The following is a 21,425-nucleotide window of genomic DNA, read 5'->3' on the forward strand; positions in this document are numbered from 1 at the left end:
CAAAACAATTGACAGGTGGGCCGGGACGCCCAATGGTGAGGTCCGGAAAAGCGGGGAAATCGTTCGAACTGTCGCGCAACGGTTACAATCCCGCACTAAGAACCAGCACTGTCTTAACACAGGGCGAAAGCAAGGGAGCTTTTGATGAAATACGTATCACTCGTCACCGCGGGATTCATGACGGTCGCAGCACCGCTGGCCGCGCAGACGGATATCGAGTTCTGGCACGCTATGGGCGGCCGCCTGGGCGAAGTCACCGAGGAAATTGCAGCCCGGTACAACGCCAGCCAGAGCGAGTACAACCTGATCCCGACCTACAAGGGCGGCTACGAGGACACGATGACGGCGGGGATCGCCGCCTTCCGTGCGGGCCAGCAGCCGAACCTGATCCAGATCTTCGACGCGGGTGCCGCGACGATCATCAACGCGCCGGGCGCGACGATTCCGGTTGCCGACCTGATGGCCGAGCACGCCGGCGGCTTCAACAGCGAGGACTACATCGAGGGCGTGCGCTATTTCTACGCCGACAGCGATGACAAGATGATCGGCATGCCGTTCAACTCCTCCACGCCGCTGCTGTACTACAACAAGGACATCTTCGCCGAAGTCGGCGTCGACGGACCGCCCGCCACCTGGGAAGAGTTCGAGGAGATGGCCCCGAAATTCGCCGACGCCGGCTACCAGGCGCTGGCTCAAAGCCACAGCCCCTGGATCTTCGCCGAAAACTTCCACTCGCGTCACAACATCCAGATGGCCACCGCCAACAACGGCTATGACAGCACGGATGTCGAGATCCTCTACAACAACGACGCCCTGAAGATGCACTGGACGAAGGTGAAGGAGTGGCTCGACAACGGCTGGTACGGTTTCTACGGCCGGGCCTGGGGCGACAACCAGGATGCCTTCGTGCAGAAGAAGACGGCCATGTGGCTCGGCTCTTCGGGTTCGTTCGGCGGGCTTGCCGCCTCGACCGACTTCGCGTTCGGCGCCTCCTACCTGCCGTACTGGAAGTCGCTCACGGATGAGCCCTACGGCACCTTCATCGGTGGCGCGGCCCTCTTCGCGATGTCGGGCAAGGACGAAGAGGAAAACAAGGGTGTCGCTGACTTCCTGTCGTTCCTCGCCAGCCCCGAGATCCAGTACTTCTGGCACAAGGAAACCGGCTACGTTCCGATCACCAACGCCGCCTATGAATTGGCGAAGGCGGATGGCTACTACGAAACCACTCCGGATGCCGAAATCGGCATCATCCAGCTGACCCAGCCGGGCGGCGAATGGACCAAGGGCTACCGTCTTGGCTTCTACGTCCAGATCCGTGAAGTGATGTACAGCCAGGTCGACAACATCTTCTCGGGCGAGGCGACCGTGGATGAGGCGTTCGCCACCATCGAAGAGGAAGCCAACGCGCTGCTCGACCGCTTCGATGCGACGATGAACTGAACCTGAAAAGCCCGGTCAGCGGCTATCCTGCCGCTGACCGGCACCCCTTTAGTCCGGAAAGAGCGTCTAATGAAGCGCGTTCAGTTTGAACACAGCCCTATCCCATACCTGTTTATCGCGCCCCAGATCATCATCATCGTGATCTTCTTCCTTTGGCCGGCGGCGCAGGCCATCTACCAGTCGTTCCTGCTTGAGGACGCTTTCGGGCTGTCCTCGCAATTCGTCTGGTTCCGCAATTACACCGACACGATCTTCTCGGACGCCTGGTTGCAGGCTGCCGGTTTCACGCTCGTCTTCTCGGCTCTTGTGACATTCCTGTCACTGGCGCTCGCCCTGTTGCTGGCGGTAAAGGCGAACGAGGTGATCCAGGGCGCCAGCACCTACAAGACGCTTCTGATGTGGGCCTACGCCATCGCGCCGCCCGTGGCGGGGCTGATGGGCAACCTGATGTTCAACCCGCTGATCGGCGATCTTTACGCCTTCATGAACACCATCGGCTTCGACTTCGATCACAAGCTTGACTCGGTGGACGCCGGTTTCGTCGTTGTGCTTATCTCCGTCTGGAAACAGGTCAGCGTGAACTTCATCTTCTTCCTCTCCGGCCTTCAGGGCATTCCGAAGTCGGTGACCGAGGCGGCGACGATGGACTGCAAGAGCTCGTTCCGCCGGTTCTGGACGATCACCTTCCCGCTACTGGCGCCGACGACGTTCTTCCTGATGGTGATCAACATCACCTACGCGTTCTTCGAAACCTTCGGCATCATCGACACGACCACGCAGGGCGCGCCCGGCGGCGCGACGAACACGCTGGTCTACAAGGTGTTCCAGGACGGTTTCCGTGGCGCGGATATCGGCGGGTCCTCGGCCCAGTCGGTGGTTCTGATGGTGATGGTGCTTGCCCTGACCGTGATCCAGTTCCGCTTCATCGAAAAGAAGGTGCATTACTGAGATGACACGTCCCGGAATCACCACACACCTGATCCTGATCTGCGGCGCCATCTTCATGACGCTGCCGGTCTGGGTGGCCTTCGCAACATCGACCCACGCGCCGGAAACCATCCTGCGCGAGGGGCTTCAGATCCTGCCCGGCGGTCATTTCTTCGAAACCTACAAGGAAGTCCTGTTCGTCGAGGGCGGCGTGATGAAGAAGGTCACCGCCACCACGATGATGAAGAACTCGATGATCCTTGGCATTGGCTTCGCGGTGGGCAAGGTTATCATTTCCATGCTGGCGGCCTATGCCATCGTGTATTTCCGCTTCCGCCTGGCGGTGCCGCTGTTCTGGATCATCTTCATGACGCTGCTGCTGCCGCTGGAAGTGCGGATCATCCCTTCTTACGAGGTGGTGGCCGGCATGGGGCTGCTCGATACCTATACCGGGCTGATCGTGCCGCTGATTGCCTCGGCCACGGGGACGTTCTTCTTCCGGCAGTTCTTCCGATCGGTTCCTGACGAACTGCTGGAGGCGGCGCGCCTTGACGGCGCTTCGGCCTGGGGGTTCTTCATCGATATCCTGGTGCCGCTGTCGAAAACCATGATCGCGGCGATCCTGATCATCATGTTCGTGGTCGGCTGGAACCAGTACCTCTGGCCGCTGATCATGACCACGAAAGAGGAAAACTACACCTTGGTGATCGGCATCAAGCAGATCTACCAGGTGCTGAGCGAGGGCGGCGAGCTGCCCCAATTCCAGAAAGCCTTTGCACTGACCATCCTGGCGACATTGCCGCCGGTGCTGGTCGTGCTGATATTCCAGAACTGGTTCGTTAAGGGCCTCGTCGAAAGTGAGAAATGATGTCTGGCGTCACGCTTAATTCGGTACGCAAAACCTATCCCAACGGGGCAGAGGCCATCCGTGGCGTCGATATGCAGATCAACAGCGGCGAACTTATCGTGTTCGTCGGTCCGTCGGGCTGCGGCAAGTCCACGCTGCTGCGCATGGTGGCGGGGCTGGAAAGCATCTCGGACGGGCAGATCAAGATCGGCGACCGGGTCATCAACGACGTCTCCCCCTCTGAGCGGGACGTGGCGATGGTGTTCCAGAACTACGCCCTTTACCCGCACATGAGCGTGCGCGGGAACATGTCCTACGGGCTGAAGAACCGGAAAATGCCCAAGGATGAGATCGAACGCCGCGTGAACGAGGCGGCGGCGATGCTGAAGATCGACCAGTTCCTGGACCGACAGCCGAACCAGCTGTCCGGCGGCCAGCGCCAGCGCGTCGCCATGGGCCGCGCGATCGTGCGCAACCCGCAGGTCTTCCTGTTCGACGAGCCCTTGTCCAACCTCGACGCGAAGCTGCGCGTGCAGATGCGGATCGAGATCAAGAAGCTTCAGCGGCGCATGGACGTCACCAGCATCTACGTGACCCACGACCAGACCGAGGCGATGACGCTGGCCGACCGGCTGGCCGTTATCAACGAGGGCCGGATCGAGCAGATGGGCGCCCCGATGGAGCTGTACTCCGACCCGAAAACCCTGTTCGTCGCGTCCTTCATCGGCGCGCCGCAGATCAACCTGCTGCCGGTCCGCTACGACGGCACCCAGCTGTCCAACGGCTCGCTCGCCTTCACCGGCTTCGCGGACCTGCCGCAGGACACCGACCTGGTGCTGGGCGTGCGCCCCGACATGCTGCGCCACGATCCCGAGGGCCAGTTCGAGCTGCGCGTCGACCTGGTCGAGCAGCACGGCGGCGAGAACCTGGTCTACGGCGCGTTGCTCGGCGCGCGCGATGCGGAGGGGGACGACCTGGAAATCTGCCTGAAGGGCCCGCAGGACCTGCTGCCCGAGATGGAGACAGTGTTGCGCCTGGGCTTCGACCCCTCCGCCGCCTTCGTCTTCCGGAAGGATACGGGCGAGCGCCTGTTGTGACCGACGCCCGCCTTGAGGCCGCGACCGCCATCGCACGCGATGCCGGGGCGCTGGCGCTGCGCCATTTCCGCGATATCGGGGCCCTCGACATCCAGTCCAAGGGCACGCAAGACCTCGTGTCCAACGCGGACCTGGAGGTGGAAACCTTCATCCGCGCGCGGATCGCGGACGGCTTCCCCGATGACGGCATCCTGGGGGAGGAGCATGCCCCGAAAGCCTCGGTTTCGGGCTGGACCTGGGTGATCGACCCGATCGACGGTACGGCGAATTTCGTCAGCGGCATTCCCCAGTGGTGCGTGATCCTGGCGCTGGTTCTTGACGGAAAGACCCGGATCGGCGTGATCTACGACCCCGTCAGCGACGAGCTGTTCCACGCCGCCGAAGGTCAGGGCGCTTACGTGAACGGCACCCGCCTTGGCGTGGCGCGCACCGAAGGTCTGCACCAGGGCAGCGTCGGCGTCGGCATGAACGGCAAGACGCCTTCGGCCATGGCGCCGCGCATGGTCGCGATGCTGGCGGAGGAGGGCGGGATCTTCTTCCGCAACGCCTCCGGCGGGTTGATGCTGGCCTATGTCGCGGCGGGTCGGCTGATCGGCTACACCGAGCCGCACATGAACGCCTGGGACTGCATGGCCGGCCAGTTGATGGTCGCCGAGGCGGGCGGCCGGATCGAGGCGCAGGACTGTACCGACATGATGGCCCACGGCGGGCGCGTCGTCGCCGCCTCGCCCGATGTCTTCGACCAGCTGGTCCGGCTGTCCGACGCCGCCTACACCGCGTGAGCGCGACCCGACGGGCCCGGCTTCAGGCGATTGTCACCCACCTGATCCTGATCGGGGGCGTGGTGTTCCTGATCGCCCCGGTGCTGGTCATGATCGCGTCATCCACGCACACGACCTCCCTACTGGGGCTGCAGGGGCTGCAACTCTGGCCGGGGGAGCAAGCGCTGGCGAACTACACGCGGGTGCTGAAGTTCCAGGCCGGGTTCACCGACCAGATCACAGCGCGGGACATGCTGGCCAATTCGCTCATCATCGCGCTGGGCGTCGCCGTGGGCACGACGGCGCTGTCGCTGCTGGCCGCTTACGGCATGGTGTATTTCCGGATACGGCTGGCGGCGTTCTTGTTCTGGCTGACGCTGTGTACCCTGCTGTTGCCGCTGGAGAGCCGCTTCATCACCACCTTCCAGGTCACCGCCGCGCTGGACCTGATCAACACGCACCTGGGCATGGTCCTGCCGGCCCTGTCGCTGGCCCTGGGCACGTTGTTCTTCCGCCAGCTGTTCCTGAGCTTCCCCAACGAATACCTCGAGGCAGCAAAGCTGGACGGTGCCGGGCCATGGCGCTTCCTAGTGGATTTCATCCTGCCCCTGTCTTGGCGGCGGGGGGGCGCGATCTTCGTCGTGGCGTTCATGATCGGCTGGAACCAGTACCTCTGGCCGCTTATGATCGCGACGGACGAGACGCGCTACACGCTGGTGCGCGGCATCCGGTTGGTGGGGCAGGAAAGCGGCACCGGCATGGCGCTGGTCACGCTGTCGATCCTGCCACCCCTGTTGCTGGTTTTTGCCTTTCAGCGCTGGTTCTTTCGGTCCCTGGCTGACGACAAGGCGCATTTTTGAGCGGCCTGCAGCAGCCCTAAGGTCGACGGGTTGGCCAGCCCCGCCCTCTTCCGCTCAGGTCAGGTCCGTCTGCGCGGCCCGTATCCGTGGATCGTCGCGGCCGCTGAGGAACCGCGACAGCGTTTCAAGGGCGTCCACATTGTCGGACACGACCTTCAGCACCACGAGGGCCGGCACCGCCATCAGCGCCCCCGGAATGCCCCAGAGCCAGCCCCAGAAGATCACCGTCAGGAACACCGAAACCGTGTTTAACTGCAACCGCCGCCCCAGCACCATCGGCGTCACGAACTGCGCCTCAAGCGAGGTGAGGACCAGGTAGGCCAGCGGGACCAACGACGCGTAGGCCAGGCTGTCGAAGGTCACGATGGCAACCCCCGCGGCCATGCCGGCCCCGACGATCGAACCGATGAACGGCAGGTAGTTCAGCGCAAAGGCCAGCAGTCCCCAGAGATAGGCATAGGGCATGCCTACGGCCCACATCGCAACGCCAATGCAGATCCCCAGCGCCGCGTTGATGACCGTGATCGCCAGCAGGTAATGCGAGATCCGCCGCTCGATATCGTAAACAATCGTCAGGGCGCGCTTCTTGTCGCGCATCCGCGGGAACGCCTGCACCAGCTTGACGTAGAACATGTTCCCAGAAGACAGAATGAAGAATGCCAGGATCATCCCCACCACCAGCGACGTGACGAACGACGCGAGATTGCTGACAGCGGACGCCAGAAGCGGCGGGCGTTCGACAGCAACACGCTGCACCGCGTTCCCTTCGCCATTGGCGATCTTTTCCACCTCGTCCGATGCGTCCTTAACCGCTTCCACCGAACTCAGAAGTGAGGACAGTCGCTCCCGCACCATGTCGCCAAAGGCGGGAAGTCGGTCCAGCCAGCCCGATATGGTGTCGCCCATCATGAACACCAGCAACCCGACCGCTGCCGCCATGCCGAAGATGAAGGTGCCCGCCGTCACCGCCGAGGGAATGCCCATCCGTTCCGCGCCACGGACCACCGGGCTGAGCGTCAGCGCCAGAAGGCTGCCAAGCACCAAGGGCAAAACCACTGCTTTCGCGAAATAGGCCAAGACGAAGATCATCAGGATCAGGATTGCGGTCAGCAATCGCCTGATTGCGCCGGCGTCCGCCGGTGAAATCCGTTCATCTGTCATGCGCCTGGCCCCCTCGTGCCCTGCCGCCGGCCCCGTTCAGGGGGAGCGACACTTCGTCCAACGTTTCCGGCAAGCATAAGGTTCCGGGCGCAACACGCGGCAGTGGTCGGCACGGATCGGCGGCCCACGAAAAAGGGCGGCCCCTGTGGCCGCCCTGTGCGTTGTTGCGGGAATGGGCTGGATCAGGCGTTGAACCACCAGCGTTCCACCGCGCGGAAGCCGTCCAGCGTCCAGTTCGCGCCGACGGTTTCGGGGGTCTGCACCTTGTCGGAATGCGCCATCACGTAGCTGGCGAACATCGGGACGATCATACCGCCGTCCGTGCGGCAGATGTCCTGCATGTCGCGGTACATCTCGGCGCGCCGTTCCATGTTCACCTCGGCGCGGGCGGCGATCAGCAGTTCGTTGAAACGCTCGTTGTTCCAGAAGGTGTCGTTCCAGGCGGCGTCCGCGGCATAGGCGGTGGTGAACATCCAGTCCTCGGTCGGGCGGCCGCCCCAGTAGACGGCGCAGAACGGCTTCTTCATCCAGACGTCGGACCAGTAGCCGTCGTTCGCCTCGCGCACGACTTCGATGTTGATGCCCCCGGCACGGGCCTTTTCCGCGTAAAGGACCGCCGCGTCGACCGCGCCCCCGAAGGCCGCGTCCGCTGCCGAGAGTTTCACGTTCACGCTGTCGAGCCCGGCCTTCTTGAGGTAGAACTTCGACTTGTCCGGATCGTAGCTGTTCTGCTCCAGGTCACCGGCATGGAACCGCTGGGAGGAACTGATCGGGTGATCGTTGCCGATCGCGCCGTAGCCGAACAGGATCTTGTCCACCAGCTCCTGCCGGTCGATCCCGTGCTTCATCGCAAGGCGGACGTTGTTGTCCGCGAAGGGCGTGGCGCGTGTATCCATCGCGAAGGTGTAGTGCTGCGTGCCCGTGGTGGCCAATACCTTGACCGAGGGCGCGCGCTGGAAAAGCGCGACGGTCTTCAGGTCGACCTGATCGATCACGTCCACGTCGCCCGTCATCAGCGCGGCCTGGCGCGCTGCGGGGTCCAGCACGGAGAGGATCTCGATCCCGTCGAAATGCGCGCGGCCTTCCTTCCAGTAGTTCGGGTTGCGGGACAGCGAGGCGCGCACGCCCGGCTCGAACGACTGGACGATGTAGCCGCCGCAGCCGATGGAGGAGGTGGGGTCGATCAGCCCGTCCACGTCGGGCATGATCGGCAGGTGGTAGTCGGACATGATGAACGGGAAATCCGCGTTCCCCCCGTCCAGCGAGACCACGAGGTTGTCGCCATCCACCTGGATATCCGTGATCGGATCGACGAAGTTTTTGGCGGCAGAGGTGCTGCCCTCGCGCCGGTGGTAGTTCAGCGAGGCCACGACATCCTGCGGTGTCAGCGTGCGCCCATCGTGGAAAGTGATGCCCTTGCGGATCCTGAAGGTCCAAGTCTTCGCGTCAGAGGAGCCTTCCCAGCTTTCCGCGACTTCGCCGATCAGCGTGCCATCGGCGGCCACTTCGGTCAGGTAGCAATGGCGCGCGGCGGCGAAAACCTGTTCGAAGGCGGCGGTCCAGCTGCCCGGATCGTAATTCTCGGACGTAGAGCCATGCGCCATGGCGATGCGCAGCGTGCCACCCTTCTTGGGGGCGGACATTGCGGGAACGCCCAGGCTCAGCGCGGCGGCGGCCGCGCCGCCATAGATCAGCGCTTCGCGGCGGGTGGGGGTGAGTAGAGTCATCGATTTCTCCCAAATGTGGTATCCGCCCCGTGGACCGGGACTTTGCGCTGGTCGCGCGAAAGCGCAGAAGGTGGTCGCTGATCGACCCCTGTCGAAAAGCGGTATGCGCTGCGGATGTGGTTGTGGGAGGGACCTTAAGCCGTTGCCGGGCTTGTGAAAAGCACCTTGTTGTCCACCAGGTAGCGCGCCATGATCGGCAGGCTGCCCCCGCCGAGCACCTTGGCGTTGTGCCCGAGCACGCCTTCGCTGACCTCGAAAGGGCGGATGCCGGACAGGTCGTAGCCCTCAAGCGCGCTGCGCGTGGCGCGCACCACGGCAGTGCGGACGTTTCCCGGCAGGTTGCCGTCGATGATGACCTGCGGGAAGTCGATGATCGACAGGGTGGAGACGATCGCCTCCGCGATGCAGCCGGCGGTGGTGTTGACCCATTCGGTCAGCGCGGGCCCCGCAACCGACCAGTTTTCGGGGTTGTCCCAAAGCTGCCCCGGGTCGCCGCCGCTTCTGCTCAGCGCGGTTTCCAGCAGGTGCAGCGACGCGCCGTTCAGAAGCGAGATCCGCTCACCGCCCTTGCCGCCGACGCGGATCGTACCGAAGCCCCCCGCGCTGCCGCTGGGGCCGGAATAGAGCGTGCTGTCGATGACCAGCCCGCCGCCGATGAAATGCCCGATGAAGAGATAGGCGAAATCCGCGCTGCTGCGCCCGTTGCCGAACAGCAGTTCGGCCCCCGCCGCGGCGGTGCCGTCGTTCTGCAGCAACACGGGCAGGCCGGTCGCTTCGGCCAGCGCTTCGGTCACGTCGTAGGTCCGCCAGGCCTCCATGTCCTCACGCTGGACGCCGAGCGTGTCGGCCCAGCTCCACAGCTCGAAGGGCATCGCGACGCCAAGGCCCGCGATCCGCTGGCGGGACGCTTCCGGCAGTGCGTGCGTCAGCCGCGCGACGCCGGCGGTGACGAACCGCTCGATCTGGCCGGGCGTCGGAAAGGTGTAGGTTTCGTGCAGGCGGTCGCGGATCTGCCCGGTGAAATCCATCAGGATCAGGTCCACGCTGCGCCGCCCGATCTTCAGCCCGAAGGAAAACGCCCCCTGCGGATCCAGCGACATCGGGATCGAGGGCTGACCCACCTTGCCCCGTATCGGCTGCCCCCGTAGCAGCAGCCCGTCCTTTTCCAGCGCGCGCATGATGATGGTCACGGTCTGCGGGCTGAGGCCACTGCGGCGGGCGATCTCGGCCTTGGACAGACTGCCGTGACGCCGCACGAGGCTGAGCACCAGCCGCTCGTTGTGCGCGCGCACGCGCGCCTGGTTGGCACCGCCGCTGATGTCCGCGATTTCCGTCTTTAGGGCCATGTTTCCAACATTTTCAGGGCTTTTCCCGCCGCCTGGAGGTCACGCTATGGCAGGGGGGATAATAAATCAAACGAATTTACTTATTGACAGAATCTCCGGAAGCCTATGTGCTTGTCACGCGAAACAGACGCGGGCCCGCCCGTGAACCTCGTGCAAAAAAGATAATGGGAGGACTACATGAACATCCGTAAAATCGCCCTTGGCAGCGCTGCTGGCGCGCTTCTTGCCGGTCTGGCCGGAACCGGGGCCATGGCCGACGCGCACACCACCAGCGCCTGCCTGATCACCAAGACCGACACCAACCCCTTCTTCGTGAAGATGAAGGAGGGTGCGACCGCCAAGGCCGAGGAACTGGGCGTCGATCTGAAGACCTTCGCCGGCAAGTTCGATGGGGACCACGATACCCAGGTACAGGCCATCGAGACCTGCATTCTTGACGGCGCGAAGGGTATCCTGCTGACACCGTCCGACCCGTCCTCGATCGCATCGACCGTGCAGCAGGCACGGGACGCCGGGCTGCTCGTGATTGCGCTGGATACGCCGCTCAGCCCCGCTGATGCCGCCGACGCAACCTTCGCCACCGACAACTACAAGGCCGGCGTACTGATCGGCCAGTGGGCCAAGGGGCAGCTTGGCGCCGCGGCGGCGGACGCCAGGATCGGTCTGCTCAACATCAACGTCTCGCAGCCGACGGTTGGCGTCTTGCGCAACCAGGGCTTCCTTGAGGGATTCGGCGTCGACCTGGGCGATCCGAACCGTTGGGGCGACGAGGATGATCCGCGCATCGTCGGTCATGACGTCACCAGCGGCGCCGAGGAAGGCGGCCGTGAGGCGATGGAGAACCTTCTGGCGCAGGATCCCACGATCAACGTCGTCTATACCATCAACGAGCCTGCCGCCGCAGGTGCCTATGAGGCGCTGAAAGCCCTGGGCCGCGAAAACGACGTGCTGATCGTGTCCGTGGATGGCGGCTGCCCGGGTGTGCAGAACGTCGCTGACGGTGTGATCGGCGCGACCAGTCAGCAGTATCCGCTGCTGATGGCGTCGCTCGGGATCGAGGCGATCGCGAATTGGGCCGCGGATGGGTCCAAGCCGGAAAACACCCCCGGCAAGGACTTCTTCGACACCGGTGTCGCGCTTGTGACCGACAAGCCGGTGGACGGCGTCGAAAGCATCTCCGTCGCCGAAGGGATGGAGCTTTGCTGGGGCTGAGCCCCGACGGGGCAGGCGGCTGACGCCTGCCCTTGGTGCAACGACTGCGGGGGCCACCTTGCCTGGCTGGCCCCCGAAACCTGACGACCCGCGACCAAGATACAAATCAGGAACGGCAGCCATGAACTGCACGTCCACACCGGGGGCGGACTCCGCATCCCCGGAAACCAGGAGGGGATGATGTCTAACGAGAACTATGAAGCCGCCTCACGCGGCGGGACTTCTGACAAGCTGGCAGAGTTCCAGGATCACAGCCGCGGCTTCCTGGGCAATATCCAGCATGTCCTGCACGTCAATCCGGCCATGGTGCCGCTGATCGTGCTGGTCGCGTCGATCGTCGTTTTCGGGCTTCTTCTGGGCTCGAAGTTCTTCTCTCCCTTTGCGCTGACCCTGATCCTGCAACAGGTGCAGATCGTGGGCATCGTGGCTGCCGCACAGAGCCTTGTTATCCTGACCGCCGGGATCGACCTGAGCGTCGGCGCGATCATGGTCTTCAGCTCCGTCGTCATGGGGCAGTTCACCTTTCGCTACGGGCTGCCGCCCGCGGTCGCCGTGGCGGCGGGCCTGATGGTCGGCACCGCCTGCGGCTTCGTGAACGGCTGGTTGGTGGCCAAGGTCAAGCTGCCGCCTTTCATCGTGACGCTGGGCATGTGGCAGATCGTGCTGGCCACCAACTTCCTTTATTCCGCGAACGAGACGATCCGCGCGCAGGACATCGCGGAAAACGCCCCGCTGCTGCAATTGTTCGGCGCCAAGGTGAACATCGGCGGCGCAGTGCTCACGGTGGGCGTCATCTTCATGGTACTGCTCGTCCTGACGCTTTCCTACGTGTTGAAGCAGACCGCCTGGGGGCGGCATGTCTATGCCGTCGGCGACGATCCCGAGGCGGCAGAGCTTTCGGGCGTCAACGTCAAGCGGACGCTGATCTCGGTCTACATGCTGGCCGGGTTGATCTGCGCCTTCGCGGGCTGGGCGCTGATCGGGCGGATCGGCTCCGTCTCGCCCACGTCGGGGCAGTTGGCGAATATCGAAAGCATCACCGCCGTGGTGATCGGGGGGATCTCGCTGTTTGGCGGGCGCGGCTCGATCATGGGAACGCTGTTCGGGGCGCTGATCGTGGGTGTGTTCACCCTCGGACTGCGCCTGATGGGGGCGGATGCGCAATGGACCTATCTGCTGATCGGCTTGCTGATCATCTGTGCGGTCGCCGTGGACCAGTGGATCAGAAAGGTATCTTCGTGATGGAACCCATTCTTCAAGGCAAGAACCTGGTGAAGCGCTATGGCCGCGTGACCGCCCTCGACCACTGCGACTTCGAGCTTTACCCCGGCGAGGTGCTGGCCGTGATCGGCGACAACGGCGCGGGCAAGTCCAGCCTGATCAAGGCGGTGTCCGGCGCGGTGATCCCGGATGCGGGGGAGGTGTATCTGGAAGGTAAGCAGGTGCGCTTCTCCTCGCCCAACGATGCGCGCGAGCATGGGATCGAAACGGTCTACCAGACCCTCGCCATGTCGCCTGCGTTGTCGATCACCGACAACATGTTCATGGGCCGCGAGTTGCGCAAACCCGGCTTCATGGGCAAGTACCTGCGCCAGCTGGACAAAAAGGCGATGGAGAAATTCGCCCGCGAAAAGTTGAGCGAACTGGGGCTGATGACGATCCAGAACATCAACCAGGCGGTGGAAACCCTGTCGGGTGGCCAGCGCCAAGGCGTGGCGGTGGCCCGTGCCGCCGCCTTCGGCTCCAAGGTCATCATCCTGGACGAGCCGACGGCGGCGCTGGGAGTGAAGGAAAGCCGCCGCGTGCTGGAACTGATCCAGGATGTGCGCTCTCGCGGGATCCCGATCGTGCTGATCTCCCACAACATGCCGCATGTGTTCGAGGTGGCGGACCGCATCCACATCCACCGCCTTGGTAAACGGCTGACGGTCATCAAGCCCGGCGATTACACGATGTCGGACGCGGTGGCCTTCATGACCGGCGCGAAGGAACCCGAGACGGTGGCCGCCTAAGCCACCCCCCCGGCCCGGCCCCCGTGGCCGGGTCCATCACCCGGGGGTCAGGCCCCGCGTGTAAAGGCGGCTCAGAAAAGCCGAGGCGTCGTGGTGGTGTCCGTCTTCGGATGGGCCCAGGATTCCGCGCACCTGCACCTCGAAATCCGCGTAATGCTGCGTCGTCGCCCAGATCGAGAAGATCAGGTGATAGGGGTCCAGCGCCTCGATCCGCCCCGCCTTTGCCCAGCCATTGATGATCGCAACCTTCTCGTCCACCAGCGCCTTCAGCGCGGCCATGGTGGCGGGGGACATATGCGGCGCGCCGCGCAGTATCTCGTTCGCGAAGAGGCGGCTTTCGCGGGGCATGTCGCGGCTCATCTCAAGCTTCCGCTGGATATAGGCGCCAAGTTCCTTCAGCGGGTCGCCCGCCGGGTCGATCTGGCGCAGCGGGTTGAGCCAGGTGTCCAGAAGCCGTTCCAGCAGCGTCTGGTGGATGGCTTCCTTGCTGTCGAAGTAGTAGAGCAGGTTTGGCTTGGACAGGCCCGCCGCCTCGGCGATCTGGTCCAGCGTGGCGCCGCGAAACCCCTCGGCGGCAAAGATGTCCAGCGCCGCCGCCAGGATTGCCTCGGTCTTTTCGCGCTGAATGCGTGTTGGGGTCCTGGTGCTTTCCGCGCGGGCCAACCGCCCCCTCCTTCTGGTGGTTCTCTCTTGACTGGCCTTGGACTTTGGCTAGCGTGGTTTTTGACCGATTGGTCAAATGAACAGTGGCACAAGCCAGCGCGGCGCGCAATTGCCGCAACAGGGGAGGGGGAAACATGTCCACACGCACAACGGTGGCGCCGAATGATCTGCGGGCGTTCTGGATGCCCTTCACCGCGAACCGCCAGTTCAAGAGCGCGCCCCGCATGCTGGTCAGCGCTGAGGGCATGCATTACACCAGCGCCGATGGCCGCCAGATTTTGGACGGGACCGCCGGCCTGTGGTGCGTGAACGCCGGGCACAAGCGCCCGAAGATCGTCAAGGCGATCCAGGAACAGGCCGAGGAGTTGGACTACGCCCCCGCCTTCCAGATGGGCCACCCGAAAGTGTTCGAGCTGGCGAACCGGTTGGTGGACCTGGCCCCTGAGCCGTTCGAGCACGCGTTCTTCACCAACTCCGGCTCCGAGTCGGTGGAAACCGCGCTGAAGATCGCGCTCGCTTATCACCGCGCCAAGGGCGAGGGGCAGCGTTTCCGCCTGATCGGGCGTGAGCGGGGCTATCACGGGGTCAACTTCGGCGGCATCTCCGTCGGGGGGATCGTGCCCAACCGCAAGATGTTCGGCACGCTGCTGACCGGGGTGGACCATCTGCCCCACACCCATGACCTGGCGCGCAACGCCTGGACCCGCGGCCAGCCCGAGCATGGCGCGGAACTGGCGGACGAGCTTGAGCGCATCGTTGGCCTGCACGGCCCCGAGACGGTCGCCGCCGTGATCGTCGAGCCGATGGCCGGGTCCACCGGCGTGCTGATGCCGCCCAAGGGCTACCTTGAGCGGCTGCGCGCGATCACGAAGAAATACGGCATCCTGCTGATCTTCGACGAGGTCATCACCGGCTTCGGCCGCCTCGGCGCGCCCTTCGCGGCCGAGTATTTCGACGTGATGCCCGACATGATCGTCTGCGCCAAGGGCCTGACCAACGGCGTGATCCCCATGGGCGCGGTCCTGACCACGGCCGAGATCCACGACGCTTTCATGCAGGGCCCGGAACACATGATCGAGCTGTTCCACGGCTATACCTACTCGGGCAACCCGATGGCCTGCGCCGCGGGGCTTGGCACGCTGGAAACCTATGCCGACGAGGGGCTTCTGACCCGCGCGGCGGAACTTGGCCCCTATTGGGAGGATGCGCTGCACAGCCTCAAGGGGCTGCCCAATGTGATCGATATCCGCAACATGGGCCTGATTGGCGCGATTGAGCTTGAGCCGATCGCCGGCGCGCCGACCCAGCGGGCGTTCAGCGCCTTTCTCAAGGCTTATGAGAAAGGCTGCCTGATCCGCACCACCGGGGACATCATCGCCCTGTCGCCGCCACTGATCATCGAAAAAGCCCATATCGACCAACTGATCGGAACGCTGGCGGACGTGCTGAAAGGCTTGGAGTGACTGTTGAGAACGCGACCCGCTGCGCAATCCCCACGGATCGCCGGTGCCCCCTGAATATCGGCGCCACGGGCCCCATGGCTGCGTAAGCAGCTATGGGGGCAAGGGAAATGGCCCGGCACGGGCCTCCGCCGGATGACTTGAACGAAGGAGTATGACCGCATGGCAGCCCCCGGAGAAAACCTGAAGATCAACGGCGACCGGCTTTGGGACAGCCTGATGGAGATGGCGAAGATCGGTCCGGGTGTTGCCGGCGGCAACAACCGCCAGACCGTGACCGATGAGGATGGCGAGGGCCGCGCCCTGTTCCAGAAATGGTGTGAGGATGCGGGCTGCACCATGGGCCTCGACCAGATGGGCAACATGTTCGCCCGGCGTGAGGGGACCGATCCTGACGCGCTGCCGGTCTATGTCGGCTCGCACCTCGATACGCAGCCCACGGGCGGGAAGTATGACGGCATTCTCGGCGTCCTCGGCGGGTTGGAGGTCATCCGCACGCTCAACGATCTGGGCATCAAGACGAAGCACCCCATCGTCGCCACCAACTGGACCAACGAGGAAGGCACCCGTTTCGCCCCGGCGATGATGGCGTCCGGGGTCTTCGCGGGCATTCACACCCTTGACTGGGCCTATGATCGCGAAGACGCCAAGGGCCTGAAGTTCGGTGATGAGTTGGCCCGCATCGGCTGGAGGGGCGAGGAAGAAGTCGGCGCGCGCAAGATGCACGCCTTCTTCGAATTGCACATCGAACAGGGCCCGATCCTGGAGGCGGAAAACAAGGACATCGGCATCGTCACCCACGGTCAGGGCCTGAGCTGGACGCAGGTGACGATCACCGGCAAGGATGCGCACACCGGCTCCACCCCCATGCCGATGCGCCGCAACGCCGGGCTTGGCATGGCCCGCGTGCTGAACCTGGTCGACGAAATCGCCTGGTCCCATGCGCCCCACGCGGTGGGCGCGGCGGGGCATATCGACGTCTATCCCAACTCGCGCAACGTGATCCCCGGCAAGGTGGTCTTCACGGTCGATTTCCGCTCGCCCGAGCTTTCGGTGATCGAGGACATGGAACAGCGCCTGCGCGACGGCGCGCGGCGGATCTGCGACAACATGGAGCTGTGCGTCTCCTTCGAAAAGGTCGGCGGCTTCGATCCGGTGAAATTCGATGAAGGCTGCGTCACCGCCCTGCGCAACGCGGCCGAGCGGCTGGGCTATTCGCACCGCGACCTGATCTCCGGCGCGGGGCATGACGCGTGCTGGATCAACCGGGTCGCGCCCACGGCGATGGTCATGTGCCCCTGCGTCGACGGTCTGTCCCACAACGAGGCCGAGGAAATCAGCAAGGACTGGGCCACCGCCGGGGCCAACGTGTTGTTCCACGCGGTGGTGGAAACCGCCGGGGTCATCGCGTGATCGTGTGGATATCCGCCCGAGGATTACGCTGTTGAAACGGAAGGTGACACCCGTGACCGGATATGGCTTGCTAGGGTCAGGCATGACCAACCCGAAAGGATGAAAGACCCATGAAACATACCCTGACCGCCGCCTGCTGCACGCTTGCCGCCCTTCTGGCCGCGCCTGCCGTGGCCGAGATGGACATCAGCTCCTGGCATATCGGCTACCTGGACGCGAACGGGGAAAGCACCGACCTGCGCGGCGCCTATTCCGAGGTCGCCTATGCCCGCGGCTCTCGTGGCTACGTGCTCGAGGTGCTCTGCGCCCCGGCCAACAACAACCGCATCTTCCGCCTGTCGCGCCGCGTCGCGGACCGTGAGAAGTTCGGCGGCGATACCTTCCCCGTGTCGATCACCGTACGCACCGGCGACAAGATCGAATTCGAACAGGAATCCCGCGAACTCAGCTATAACGAGGAGGGCATGTACTACCAGGGCCGCCTTGCCCAGAGGATCGGCAATGCGTTGGCCAAGGGCAACCGGCTGGTGTTCGAAAGCCCCGAACGCGAAAACTTCCGCACCGGTTTCACGCTGAACGGTTCGGCAAAGGCAATCGGCCAGATCGACTGCGAATAAGACAAACCCAAAGCCCCCGCCACCCGGCGGGGGCCACCCGACAGGAGGCATCCCATGAGCAAGGTCATAAAAGGCGGCACCATCGTCACCGCCGATCGTCAGTACACCGCGGACGTCCTGATCGAGGGCGAGACCATCGCCGAGATCGGAGAGAACCTGAAGGGCGACGAGGTGATCGACGCGGAAGGCGCCTATGTCATCCCCGGCGGGATCGATCCGCACACGCACATGGAAATGCCCTTCATGGGGACCACTGCCGCGGAAACCTTCGAATCTGGGACCTGGGCCGCTGCCGCGGGCGGCACCACGATGCTGATCGACTTCTGCCTTCCGGGCGAGGACGGCAGCATCAAGAACGCGATCAACGAGTGGCACCGCAAGTCCGCGCCGCAGATCTGCTCGGACATCGGCTACCACATGGCCGTCACCGGCTGGAACGAGAACATCTTCGAAGAGATGAAGGACGCCGTCGACATGGGCGTGAATTCCTTCAAGCACTTCATGGCCTACAAGGGCGCGCTGATGATCGAGGATGACGAGATGTTCGCCTCTTTCCAGCGCTGCAAGGAGCTGGGTGCGCTGCCCATGGTGCATGCCGAGAACGGCGATGTGGTGGACCTTCTGCAAAAGAAGATGCTGGCCGAGGGCATCACCGGCCCCGAGGGCCACGCCTATTCCCGCCCGCCCGAGGTGGAGGGAGAGGCCGCGAACCGCGCCATCATGATCGCCGACGCAGTGGGCACGCCGCTTTACATCGTGCACGTCAGTTGCGAGCAGGCCCATGAAGCCATCCGCCGCGCCCGCCAGAAGGGCCACCGGGTCTATGGTGAGCCGCTGGCGCAATACCTGGTGCTGGACGACAGCGAATACCTCAACAAGGACTGGGACCACGCCGCTCGCCGGGTGATGAGCCCGCCGTTCCGCTCCAAGGAACACCAGGACGGGCTCTGGGCCGGGCTGGCGTCAGGCTCTCTCCAGGTGGTGGCCACGGATCATGCAGGCTTCAACACCGAGCAGAAACGCGCTGGGCGCGACAATTTCTGCCTGATCCCCAACGGCACCACGGGGGTGGAGGAGCGCCTCGCCGTGCTCTGGACCTTCGGGGTGGAAACCGGGCGCCTGACGCCTGAGGAATTCGTCGCCGTGACCTCGACCAATATCGCGAAGATCCTGAACATCTACCCCAAGAAGGGCGCGCTGGTGCCGGGTGCGGATGCGGATATCACGGTCTGGGATCCCAAGCTGAAGAAGACGCTGTCCGCCTCCACCCACAAGTCGGTGCTGGACTACTCGGTTTGGGAAGGGATCGAGGTCTTGGCCCAGGCGCGCTACACCCTGTCGCGCGGTGACGTGATCTGGGCCTGGGGCCAGAACTCCCAGCCGCAGCCGGGCCGCGGCAAGTTCGTGCCCCGCCCGGCGTTCAGCTCCGCCGCGAAGGCGCTGAGCCAGTGGAAGGAACTGAACTCCCCGCGCATGGTCCGACGTGACCCGTTGAACATCCCGGCCGGGGTTTGAAGGAAGGATGTCGAAAGAGATCCGGGCTACGATCGACAATGCGACGGTTTCAATGCTCGAGGCCGCCGCCAGCGGAAGCTTGATTGTGGCGCTCGCAGGTGTTCCCAAGGCCATCGAAATCGGTAGGGGCGCGCCCGGAATTTTTGCGTTCTTCATAGCAATGAATGCAGCCGCTCTATTTTGTTCAGTTTGGGCAAACGTGACCCGCAGATGGACTAGTTTGAGGATGGAGAGTCGGAACAATCAGGAGGATAGTTATGGGCTGTTTAACTGGCGCCCTGAATGGTTGGAGCAGAGGAACTCGCTACTAATATTTGGTTCTGCATCGTTGATCGCGGTGAGCTACTTTTGTCTCAGCTTTCAGCTCTTCTGGTGGTCATAGGATGTCTGATATGAGCCTGACGGAAGCTGGCCCGGTAATTCAAGCCCGCGCTCTGAACCTGACCTTCCAGACCGGCGATGGCCCGGTCCACGCCTTGAAGGACATCGATCTGACCATCGAAAAGGGCGAGTTCGTTTCCTTCATCGGCCCCTCCGGCTGCGGGAAAACCACCTTCCTGCGGGTCATGGCGGATCTGGAAACGCCGACGTCCGGCAGCATCACCATCAACGGAACAAGTCCCGAGGAAGCGCGCCGCGCGCGCGCCTACGGCTATGTCTTCCAGGCCGCCGGACTGTACCCCTGGCGGACCATCGGCGGAAACATCCGCCTGCCGCTGGAAATCATGGGACTGGGCAAGGTCGAACAGGCCGAACGCACGGCGCGTGTGCTGGACCTCGTCGAACTCTCCGGCTTCGAGAAGAAATTCCCCTGGCAGCTGTCGGGCGGCATGCAGCAACGCGCCTCAATCGCGCGCGCCCTGGCCTTCGACGCGGACATCCTGCTGATGGACGAACCCTTCGGCGCGCTGGACGAAATCGTGCGCGACCGGCTGAATGAACAGCTGCTCGCCCTCTGGGCCAGGACGGAGAAGACGATCGGCTTCGTCACCCACTCGATCCCCGAGGCGGTCTACCTTTCCACCAAGATCGTGGTGATGAGCCCGCGCCCCGGCCGGATCGCCGATATCATCGAAAGCCCGCTGCCGAAGGAACGCCCGCTCGATATCCGCGACAGCCCGGAATTCATCGAAATCGCCCACCGCGTCCGCGAGGGCCTGCGCGCAGGACATGGCGATGATGTCTGAAAAAAGCAGCCCCCCGCCCCGTGACCGGAACGAGGGACCGACTTCACTCACGGTCATCGGCTCTCCAGCCTGTACCGTGCATTTATCTAAAATCCTAAATGCTTACTTTACTCTTAAAATACTCCCGCCGGAGGCAAGAAAACTTCTGGCGCGCCGGGGAAAAGAATGCCTCCGGCGGGAGTATTTGGTGAGTAAAGTGGGGGCGCGCGCATGAGGGGGGGGCTTGCGATCCTGGTGGTGCTGGCGGGGTTCTGGCTGCTCTGGATGGCGGCCGTGCCGCCGATGAACATGAAATGGGAAGTTTCCCAGGCGCAGCGCGCGGGGGCCGAGGTGGTGTTGCCAGAGGGCAATATCCGCGACGCCAGCGCGCTGTGGCTGACGCTGCGCAATCCGGGGCTTATCCCGGGGACCTACGTTCAGGAAAAGCCGCGCCTGCCTGCGCCGGCCCAGGTTTTCGCCGAGCTTTGGGATACGACCGTGGGCAAGCGCCTCAGTTCCAAGCGCAGCCTGGTCTACCACGCCTGGATCACGCTGGAGGCGACGTTGCTCGGCTTTGCGCTGGGCACGGGGCTGGGCATCCTTCTGGCGGTGGGGATCGTGCATAACCGGGTGATGGACGCGTCCTTCATGCCCTGGGCCATTGCCAGTCAGACCATTCCGATCCTGGCGATCGCGCCGATGATCATCGTCGTGATGAACTCGGTCGGGATCACGGGGCTTGTGCCGAAGGCGATCATTTCCGCCTACCTGAGTTTCTTCCCGGTGGTCGTGGGCATGGTGAAGGGCTTGCGCAGCCCCGGCCTGATGCAGCTGGACCTGTTGAAGACCTACAGCGCGAGCGGCTGGCAGACCTTCTGGAAGCTGCGCCTGCCCGCGGCGTTGCCCTATCTGTTCCCGTCCCTGAAGGTGGGGATCGCGGCCAGCCTGGTCGGGGCGATCGTGGGCGAGTTGCCGACCGGCGCAGTTGCGGGCCTTGGCGCGCGCCTGCTGGCGGGGAGCTATTACGGGCAGACGGTCCAGATCTGGTCCGCCCTGTTCGGGGCGGCGATCGTGGCGGCCGCGTTGGTTGGCATCATCGGGATCGCGCAGAACATGACATTGCGGCGCATGGGGTTCGGGCGATGACAGGATATTCCGGGCCAATTCCCACGGCGATCGGGGCCGTTCTGCTGAGTGTCCT

The 21,425-nt window shown here is 63.9% G+C and carries 20 protein-coding genes; 16 read left to right on the forward strand and 4 right to left on the reverse strand.

The window, feature by feature from the left end; translation table 11 throughout:
* The first annotated feature begins 144 nt into the window (after window positions 1–144).
* The 6 genes from DJ029_RS04775 to DJ029_RS04800 all read left to right on the forward strand — a co-directional run bounded on the left by DJ029_RS04775 (window position 145) and on the right by DJ029_RS04800 (window position 5,932).
* Window positions 145–1,440: an extracellular solute-binding protein gene (locus tag DJ029_RS04775; RefSeq protein ID WP_112321157.1), complete on the forward strand. Its 1,296-nt coding sequence runs from the start codon at window positions 145–147 to the stop codon at window positions 1,438–1,440.
* Between the two features lie 69 nt (window positions 1,441–1,509).
* Window positions 1,510–2,388, forward strand: a complete 879-nt coding sequence (locus tag DJ029_RS04780; RefSeq protein WP_112321158.1) for an ABC transporter permease subunit — start codon at window positions 1,510–1,512, stop codon at window positions 2,386–2,388.
* Window position 2,389: 1 nt separating this feature from the next.
* The gene (locus tag DJ029_RS04785) at window positions 2,390–3,235 is read left to right on the forward strand and encodes an ABC transporter permease subunit (protein WP_112321159.1); all 846 of its coding nucleotides are present in this window, start codon (window positions 2,390–2,392) and stop codon (window positions 3,233–3,235) included.
* Window positions 3,235–4,311 (forward strand): sn-glycerol-3-phosphate ABC transporter ATP-binding protein UgpC, encoded by a 1,077-nt coding sequence (gene ugpC / locus DJ029_RS04790; protein ID WP_112321347.1) that lies wholly within the window; start codon window positions 3,235–3,237, stop codon window positions 4,309–4,311. Before DJ029_RS04785 ends, ugpC begins: the two co-directional genes overlap by 1 nt.
* Window positions 4,308–5,093: an inositol monophosphatase family protein gene (locus DJ029_RS04795; protein WP_112321160.1), complete on the forward strand. Its 786-nt coding sequence runs from the start codon at window positions 4,308–4,310 to the stop codon at window positions 5,091–5,093. Before ugpC ends, DJ029_RS04795 begins: the two co-directional genes overlap by 4 nt.
* Window positions 5,090–5,932, forward strand: a complete 843-nt coding sequence (locus tag DJ029_RS04800) for a carbohydrate ABC transporter permease (RefSeq protein ID WP_232822965.1) — start codon at window positions 5,090–5,092, stop codon at window positions 5,930–5,932. The genes DJ029_RS04795 and DJ029_RS04800 overlap by 4 nt, the downstream gene beginning before the upstream one ends.
* A 54-nt stretch (window positions 5,933–5,986) precedes the next feature.
* Here the strand turns inward: DJ029_RS04800 and DJ029_RS04805 are convergent, their stop codons facing one another.
* The 3 genes from DJ029_RS04805 to DJ029_RS04815 all read right to left on the reverse strand — a co-directional run bounded on the left by DJ029_RS04805 (window position 5,987) and on the right by DJ029_RS04815 (window position 10,166).
* Entirely contained in the window at window positions 5,987–7,093 is a 1,107-nt protein-coding gene (locus DJ029_RS04805) for an AI-2E family transporter (protein WP_112321161.1), read from the reverse strand.
* A 182-nt stretch (window positions 7,094–7,275) separates the two neighbouring features.
* Window positions 7,276–8,820: an ABC transporter substrate-binding protein gene (locus DJ029_RS04810; protein WP_112321162.1), complete on the reverse strand. Its 1,545-nt coding sequence runs from the start codon at window positions 8,818–8,820 to the stop codon at window positions 7,276–7,278.
* Between the two features lie 134 nt (window positions 8,821–8,954).
* Complete coding sequence (locus DJ029_RS04815; protein WP_112321163.1) at window positions 8,955–10,166, reverse strand: ROK family transcriptional regulator; 1,212 nt, start codon at window positions 10,164–10,166, stop codon at window positions 8,955–8,957.
* A 177-nt stretch (window positions 10,167–10,343) separates the two neighbouring features.
* On the opposite strand from DJ029_RS04815, the gene DJ029_RS04820 reads away from it, so the two are divergent.
* The 3 genes from DJ029_RS04820 to DJ029_RS04830 all read left to right on the forward strand — a co-directional run bounded on the left by DJ029_RS04820 (window position 10,344) and on the right by DJ029_RS04830 (window position 13,390).
* Complete coding sequence (locus tag DJ029_RS04820; RefSeq protein ID WP_112321164.1) at window positions 10,344–11,378, forward strand: sugar ABC transporter substrate-binding protein; 1,035 nt, start codon at window positions 10,344–10,346, stop codon at window positions 11,376–11,378.
* Window positions 11,379–11,555: 177 nt separating this feature from the next.
* Window positions 11,556–12,620 carry an ABC transporter permease gene (locus DJ029_RS04825; protein WP_112321165.1) on the forward strand — a complete coding sequence of 355 codons (1,065 nt, stop codon included), beginning with the start codon at window positions 11,556–11,558 and terminating at the stop codon, window positions 12,618–12,620.
* The gene (locus DJ029_RS04830) at window positions 12,620–13,390 is read left to right on the forward strand and encodes an ATP-binding cassette domain-containing protein (RefSeq protein ID WP_112321166.1); all 771 of its coding nucleotides are present in this window, start codon (window positions 12,620–12,622) and stop codon (window positions 13,388–13,390) included. The genes DJ029_RS04825 and DJ029_RS04830 overlap by 1 nt, the downstream gene beginning before the upstream one ends.
* 36 nt (window positions 13,391–13,426) lie before the next feature.
* Here DJ029_RS04830 and DJ029_RS04835 read toward each other — a convergent pair whose 3' ends face one another.
* Window positions 13,427–14,053: a TetR family transcriptional regulator C-terminal domain-containing protein gene (locus DJ029_RS04835; protein ID WP_112321167.1), complete on the reverse strand. Its 627-nt coding sequence runs from the start codon at window positions 14,051–14,053 to the stop codon at window positions 13,427–13,429.
* A 134-nt stretch (window positions 14,054–14,187) separates the two neighbouring features.
* On the opposite strand from DJ029_RS04835, the gene aptA reads away from it, so the two are divergent.
* The 7 genes from aptA (at window position 14,188) to DJ029_RS04870 (ending at window position 21,370) form a co-directional block, all read left to right on the forward strand.
* Window positions 14,188–15,516, forward strand: a complete 1,329-nt coding sequence (gene aptA, locus DJ029_RS04840; protein WP_112321168.1) for an omega-aminotransferase AptA — start codon at window positions 14,188–14,190, stop codon at window positions 15,514–15,516.
* A gap of 159 nt (window positions 15,517–15,675) precedes the next feature.
* Window positions 15,676–16,926, forward strand: coding sequence for a Zn-dependent hydrolase (locus tag DJ029_RS04845; protein ID WP_112321169.1), 1,251 nt, complete (start codon window positions 15,676–15,678; stop codon window positions 16,924–16,926).
* 110 nt (window positions 16,927–17,036) lie between these two features.
* Window positions 17,037–17,543, forward strand: coding sequence for a hypothetical protein (locus DJ029_RS04850; RefSeq protein ID WP_112321170.1), 507 nt, complete (start codon window positions 17,037–17,039; stop codon window positions 17,541–17,543).
* A 54-nt stretch (window positions 17,544–17,597) separates the two neighbouring features.
* On the forward strand, window positions 17,598–19,058 hold the full coding sequence (gene hydA / locus DJ029_RS04855; RefSeq protein ID WP_112321171.1) for a dihydropyrimidinase: 1,461 nt from the start codon (window positions 17,598–17,600) through the stop codon (window positions 19,056–19,058).
* 7 nt (window positions 19,059–19,065) lie between these two features.
* Window positions 19,066–19,440 carry a hypothetical protein gene (locus DJ029_RS04860; RefSeq protein WP_112321172.1) on the forward strand — a complete coding sequence of 125 codons (375 nt, stop codon included), beginning with the start codon at window positions 19,066–19,068 and terminating at the stop codon, window positions 19,438–19,440.
* A 10-nt stretch (window positions 19,441–19,450) separates the two neighbouring features.
* Window positions 19,451–20,245, forward strand: a complete 795-nt coding sequence (locus DJ029_RS04865) for an ABC transporter ATP-binding protein (RefSeq protein WP_112321173.1) — start codon at window positions 19,451–19,453, stop codon at window positions 20,243–20,245.
* A gap of 210 nt (window positions 20,246–20,455) precedes the next feature.
* On the forward strand, window positions 20,456–21,370 hold the full coding sequence (locus DJ029_RS04870) for an ABC transporter permease (RefSeq protein ID WP_112321174.1): 915 nt from the start codon (window positions 20,456–20,458) through the stop codon (window positions 21,368–21,370).
* The last annotated feature ends 55 nt before the right edge of the window (window positions 21,371–21,425 follow it).

Source organism: Oceanibium sediminis (genome assembly GCF_003265325.1).
Classification (GTDB): domain Bacteria; phylum Pseudomonadota; class Alphaproteobacteria; order Rhodobacterales; family Rhodobacteraceae; genus Halovulum; species Halovulum sediminis.